General features: G+C 67.9%; 5 protein-coding genes. 3 read left to right on the plus strand and 2 right to left on the minus strand.

Going from position 1 to position 4,828, the window contains the following annotated elements; genetic code table 11:
• A partial coding sequence (locus ACESL8_RS10145; RefSeq protein ID WP_372918431.1) for a glycosyltransferase family 2 protein occupies positions 1-750 on the plus strand: 750 nt, incomplete at its 5' end.
• Positions 747-1,925: a hypothetical protein gene (locus ACESL8_RS10150; protein WP_372918433.1), complete on the plus strand. Its 1,179-nt coding sequence runs from the start codon at positions 747-749 to the stop codon at positions 1,923-1,925. The genes ACESL8_RS10145 and ACESL8_RS10150, both read left to right, overlap by 4 nt.
• A gap of 6 nt (positions 1,926-1,931) precedes the next feature.
• Here ACESL8_RS10150 and ACESL8_RS10155 read toward each other — a convergent pair whose 3' ends face one another.
• Positions 1,932-3,017, minus strand: a complete 1,086-nt coding sequence (locus ACESL8_RS10155) for an asparaginase (RefSeq protein WP_372918435.1) — start codon at positions 3,015-3,017, stop codon at positions 1,932-1,934.
• 10 nt (positions 3,018-3,027) lie between these two features.
• Complete coding sequence (locus ACESL8_RS10160; protein ID WP_372918437.1) at positions 3,028-3,708, minus strand: MerR family transcriptional regulator; 681 nt, start codon at positions 3,706-3,708, stop codon at positions 3,028-3,030.
• 55 nt (positions 3,709-3,763) lie between these two features.
• On the opposite strand from ACESL8_RS10160, the gene ACESL8_RS10165 reads away from it, so the two are divergent.
• On the plus strand, positions 3,764-4,828 hold a 1,065-nt coding region (locus ACESL8_RS10165), incomplete at its 3' end, for a cisplatin damage response ATP-dependent DNA ligase (RefSeq protein ID WP_372918439.1).

The following is a 4,828-nucleotide window of genomic DNA, read 5'->3' on the forward strand; positions in this document are numbered from 1 at the left end:
GCCGAAGCCCACGCCAAGGATCTGCTGGTGCGGCACTGGCTGGGCGCTGCGGTGCCGGCGGCCGGAGTGGGCGTCGCCATCGACCGTGCCATGTTGGGCCGCACCGCCGATGCCCGCAGCGGCGCGCCATTTGATGCCGCCAGCCTGACCGAGGATTATGAATTGGGCCAGCATGTGCACGCGCTGGGAGGAGCCGGTGCACTGGTGTGGGTGATCGCCGATGGCCGCCCAGTGGCGACGCGCGAGCATTTCCCGGCCACATTTTCGGCTGCTGTGCGGCAGAAATCGCGCTGGCTCACCGGGATATCGCTGGCTGGCTGGGATCGGGTTGGCTGGCGCGGCGGGCTGGCCAACCGCTGGATGCTGCTTCGCGACCGCAAGGCGCCGCTGATGGCGTTGCTCAGTCTGGCGGCGTATTTGATTGCCCTGCTGCTGGGCGTCGATGGCCTGCTGCGCATGGCGTCGCCGGTGGCAGCGCGGTTGCCGGCCGTGGCGGGCGACGTGACTTTGGCCCTGCTGTGGCTGAACTGGACGTTGCTGTGCTGGCGGCTGCTGGTGCGGGCGCTGTTCACCCTGCGCTTGCACGGCCTGACCGAAGCGCTGCTGGCCGCACCGCGAGCGCTGGTCGGCAATCTGGTCAATGCCGCGGCGGCGTTGCGGGCGGTGTCACGCTACACGCAGGCCCTGCGCTCCGGCCGCCGGCTGACGTGGGACAAGACGGTCCATCGTTTTCCCAGCCTGCCGCAATGATTGGCAGCAGCGGTCTGATCGGCCGGCCGCTGCGGGCGCTGGCCGGGCTGGGGCTGGTGCTGGCGCTGTGGATCGGTGTGCGCCTGCCGGCAATGCACCGCGAGATGCAGGCGTTGGTGCTGCTGGCGGCGCCGACGGTATTAATGCCGGCGCCGCCGGTGGTATTGCTGGCGCCGCTTGGGCCAATGCTGGCGCCGCCGGCGATGCGCGCCGAGGCCAGCGTGTTGCGGCCGCCGTTGTCTCCGCCGCCGCCGCCGTTTTTACAGGCGATGGCTGGGCCGCCAGACGTGCCGCAGCCTGTTGCTAACCCCGTGCCAGTGGCTCCGTCGGTGCTGCCGCCCGTTGCCGTGCCGCCCGCCGCGCCCGCGTTGTCCGCTGCCGCGGCGCTGCGCGATCCGGCGTTCATCCTGGCCGCCGGCGCCTATGGCCAGCTGCGGGCTGGACAGCGCCGCAATGCCGCCGCGTTGTTTGATGCCGCGCTGGCCGTGCAGCTGGGCAATAAACAGTGGCAGGCCGATCGCGCCGCACTTGGCCGGCGCTGGCAGGTGGGCGGTTTTGCGCTGCTGCGGGATGGCGGCGCGCTGCTCGATCAGCCCGGCAGCGGCTTGCCTGGTTTTGCCGCGTCACCGGTGCTGGGCGGCGGGCAGGTGGGCGGCAGCATCGCCTATCTTTCCGATCCCTACGCCCGCCGCCCGCTGGCGCTGGTGGCGCGCGCCAACGTGGCCGCCGATGTGCGCGGCGTGCGCGGGGAAACCGCGCAACTCGCGATTGGACTGCGCCAGACCCTGCTGCCCGGCGTGTCGTTCTCGGTGGAGCGGCTGGTTCCGCTTGGCGATGCCACGCGCGGCGCCTTCACCGCCCGGCTGGCCGCTGGTGGGCGTATGCTGGGGCAGCGGCTGGAGGGCTATGGCGAAGCCGGCGTGCTAGATACCGGGCAGATCTATGCTGGCGGCCAGGCCCGCGCGCGCCTCGTTCGCATTGGCCCCGTCACGGTGCACGCGGCCGCCTGGGCCAGCATTCAGACTGGAACGCCCGACGCGTGGCGGGTGGAAGCTGGCCCCTCGCTCGCGGCGCAGGTAAAGGGCATCCGCCTCGAAGCCGACTGGCGCCAGCGGGTCGGCGGCAATGCCGCGCCCGGCAGCGGGCCAGTTCTCACCGTGTCGACGGGGTTCTGAGGCTGATCAATTCGCCCCCGCCCGGTCGAACATCGCCTGTAATTGCGCGCTGGTTCGCGGCTGTTGCAGCGCCAGCATCAGCAGGATGCGCGCCTTGGCCGGGGTGAGTTCGCGGCCGGCGATGGTGCCGACGCGGTCGTCGTTGTCCGGCCCGGACTGGGCATCGGATCGCCAAATGTCACCAAAACCTTGCCGGGCGCTGCGGACCACCGGGATGCCGCGTGCGGCGAGTTCGCGAACGGCTTGCCGGGCGCTGGTCGAAAGGCCGCCGGCACCGACGCCAGCCATGATCACACCGGCCGCATCTCTGGCCGTATTGCGAACATCATCAGCGGTGAGGCCGGCATAGACATAAACAACGGCAATCCGGGGCAATTTCGCCTCGCCCAGCGCCAGCAGGTCAGGCTGCGGCTGGATTGGCGCAAAAAAGCGCGGCAGCGGTTGCAGCACCTCGCCGATCGGGCCACGGCCCGGCGCGGCAAATGCCTCGATGCGGTGCACATCTGTTTTGGTGACTGAACGCGGATCAAAAATCGTGTCGTTCATCACCACCATCACCCCGCGGCCCGCCGCCGCCGGCGCGCTCGCCACCCGGATGGCGTCGATCATGTTTTGCGGCCCATCGGCAGAAACCGCCGTGCTGGGGCGCATGGAACCGACCAGCACCACCGGCTTGATGGGCGGCAGCAGCAGACTGAGCAGAAAGGCGGTTTCCTCCAGCGTGTCGGTGCCGTGGGTGATCACGATGCCGGCCACATCGGGGTCGGCAAAGCCCGCCAGCACCCGGGCATGCAGCTTGCGCCAGATGGTTTCATCCATGTCGCCGCTGGGGATGTTGGCAATCTGCTCGCCCGAAACCCGCGCAACCGCGTCGATGCCCGGCAACGCGGCAATCAGGCCGGCCACCGTCACCATGCCTGAACGGTAACTTGCGCTGTTGGCGCTGCCGCTTCCGGCAATGGTGCCGCCGGTCGCCAATACGCGGACATGGCGCAGCGGCGGATTGTCGGTTGCGGTGGTCTGCGCGTGGGCGGGAAGGCCCGGCCCCAGCAGCAGCGCGGCAAGCGCCATCATCGGTGCGAACTGCCTCATTGCCTGTCCCTCAATGGTTGTCGTTGGCGATCCTGCGCCGCTCCGCCAATTTCCTGAGCAGAGCACGGGTGCGCAATTGGCCGAGCAGTTCGTTGATCACCGAAATGCCTTCTTCGGCCATTTCAATCGCCTTGGCTTCGCCCACATGGCCGGCCGTGTGTTGCAAAAAGTGCCTGATTTCCTGCGCCGTGAGCCAATCGATCAGCACATTGTACAGCCGCAGCTGTCCGCCATCAAAGCCGAGCTCGGGCGTGAAGCCGATATCGTCCAACCGTTGCAGGGTGCGCAAAATCGCGGCATCGCGCGCGGCGATAGTGCCGTCTTCGCCCAACGGGATCATCAAATCGTCCAGATGGCCGTGCTGATAACCGGGCAAATCCATATCGGCGAGCAGCACCCGCGCCGGGCCGGCTTCCTCAAGCCGTTGGGCCAGCAGCGCATCCAGCATCGGGAAGGCATCGGGCATCAGCCAGCGATCGCCATCATCCGCTTCCAGCAGGGTGCGGATAACGGCCAGCGGCAGGAAACGCTCTTCCTGCAGGCGCTTAATCGCCTTCAGCCTCGTGACGTGGATTTCGGAATAGCGCGCACTGTTCGGGCTGGTCTTGTCAGGTTCAGGGAGGAGACCTTCGCGGATGTAGAAACGGATGGTTTCCCGCCCGACACCGCTCGCCTTTTCAAGATCGCGCATTCGCATTGAAAATCGCTTTAGCGCAACTTGGGCCGCCATGCTAACCCGGCCGGTGATGGAGGATTTTGCCCGCCTGCTGGACGCGTTGCTTTATACGCGTTCGCGCAATGCCAAGCTGCGCTTGGTGGCCGATTATCTGCAAGCCACGCCCGATCCCGATCGCGGCTGGGCGCTGGCGGCCCTTACCGGCACGCTCGATCTCAAGGCCGTTCAGCCCAGCCTGCTCAAGGCCCTGATGGCGCAGCGGGTCGATCCGGCCTTGTTTGCCATGAGCCATGATTTCGTTGGCGACATGGCAGAAACCATCTCGTTGCTGTGGCCCGATCCGCCCGGCAATCCGGCTTTGGGTGAACGGCCGCCGCCGCCCAGCCTTGATGAGGTTGTGACGCTATTGGCCGGCTTGCCGCGTGCCGAGGCGCCCGCCGTGGTGACAGCGCTGCTGGACCGGCTGGATGTGCAGGGCCGTTATGCCATGATCAAGCTGGCCACCGGCGCGCTGCGGGTTGGCCTGTCGGCGCGGCTGGCGAAAACCGGCCTGGCGCAGGGCTTTGGCCTTGATGTCGAGGCAGTGGAGGAGGTGTGGCACGGCCTGTCACCGCCGTTTGCGCCGCTGTTTGCCTGGGCCACCGGCACCGGCCCGCAGCCCACGGCCGGCGATGTGCCGGTGTTTCGCCCGTTCATGCTGGCTAGCCCGCTGGATGACGGGGTGGAGCTTGATCTGGGCGCGCACGCTGCTGAATGGAAATGGGATGGGATTCGCGTGCAGATCGTTCATGCCGGCGGCAGCACGCGCCTGTTCAGCCGCACCGGCGATGATATTTCCGCCAGCTTTCCCGATGTGGCGCAGGCGCTCGATCAGCCGCTGGCGCTGGACGGCGAATTGCTGGTGCGCGGCGAAGGCCAGGCCGATGCTGTGGCGGCGTCGGGCAGTTTCAACGCGCTGCAACAGCGGCTGGGGCGCAAGGCACCGGCAGCGAAATTGATGGCGCAGCGCCCGGCCTTCATCCGCGTCTATGATGTGCTGTCGGTGGCCGGGGAGGATCTGCGGACGCTGCCGTGGCAGGCCCGCCGCGCCCGGCTGGAAGCGGTGCTGCCCGGCCTTGATCGGGCGCGTTTTGAA

Origin of the sequence: Sandarakinorhabdus sp., assembly GCF_041689835.1 — a bacterium.
Classification (GTDB): domain Bacteria; phylum Pseudomonadota; class Alphaproteobacteria; order Sphingomonadales; family Sphingomonadaceae; genus Sandarakinorhabdus.

Excerpts from the sequence above, each read along its gene's own strand:
- ACESL8_RS10150 (WP_372918433.1), top strand. The coding sequence starts at position 747 with ATGATTGGCAGCAGCGGTCTGATCGGCCGGCCGCTGCGGGCGCTGGCC.
- ACESL8_RS10160 (WP_372918437.1), bottom strand. The coding sequence starts at position 3,708 with ATGCGCGATCTTGAAAAGGCGAGCGGTGTCGGGCGGGAAACCATCCGT.
- ACESL8_RS10155 (WP_372918435.1), bottom strand. The coding sequence starts at position 3,017 with ATGAGGCAGTTCGCACCGATGATGGCGCTTGCCGCGCTGCTGCTGGGG.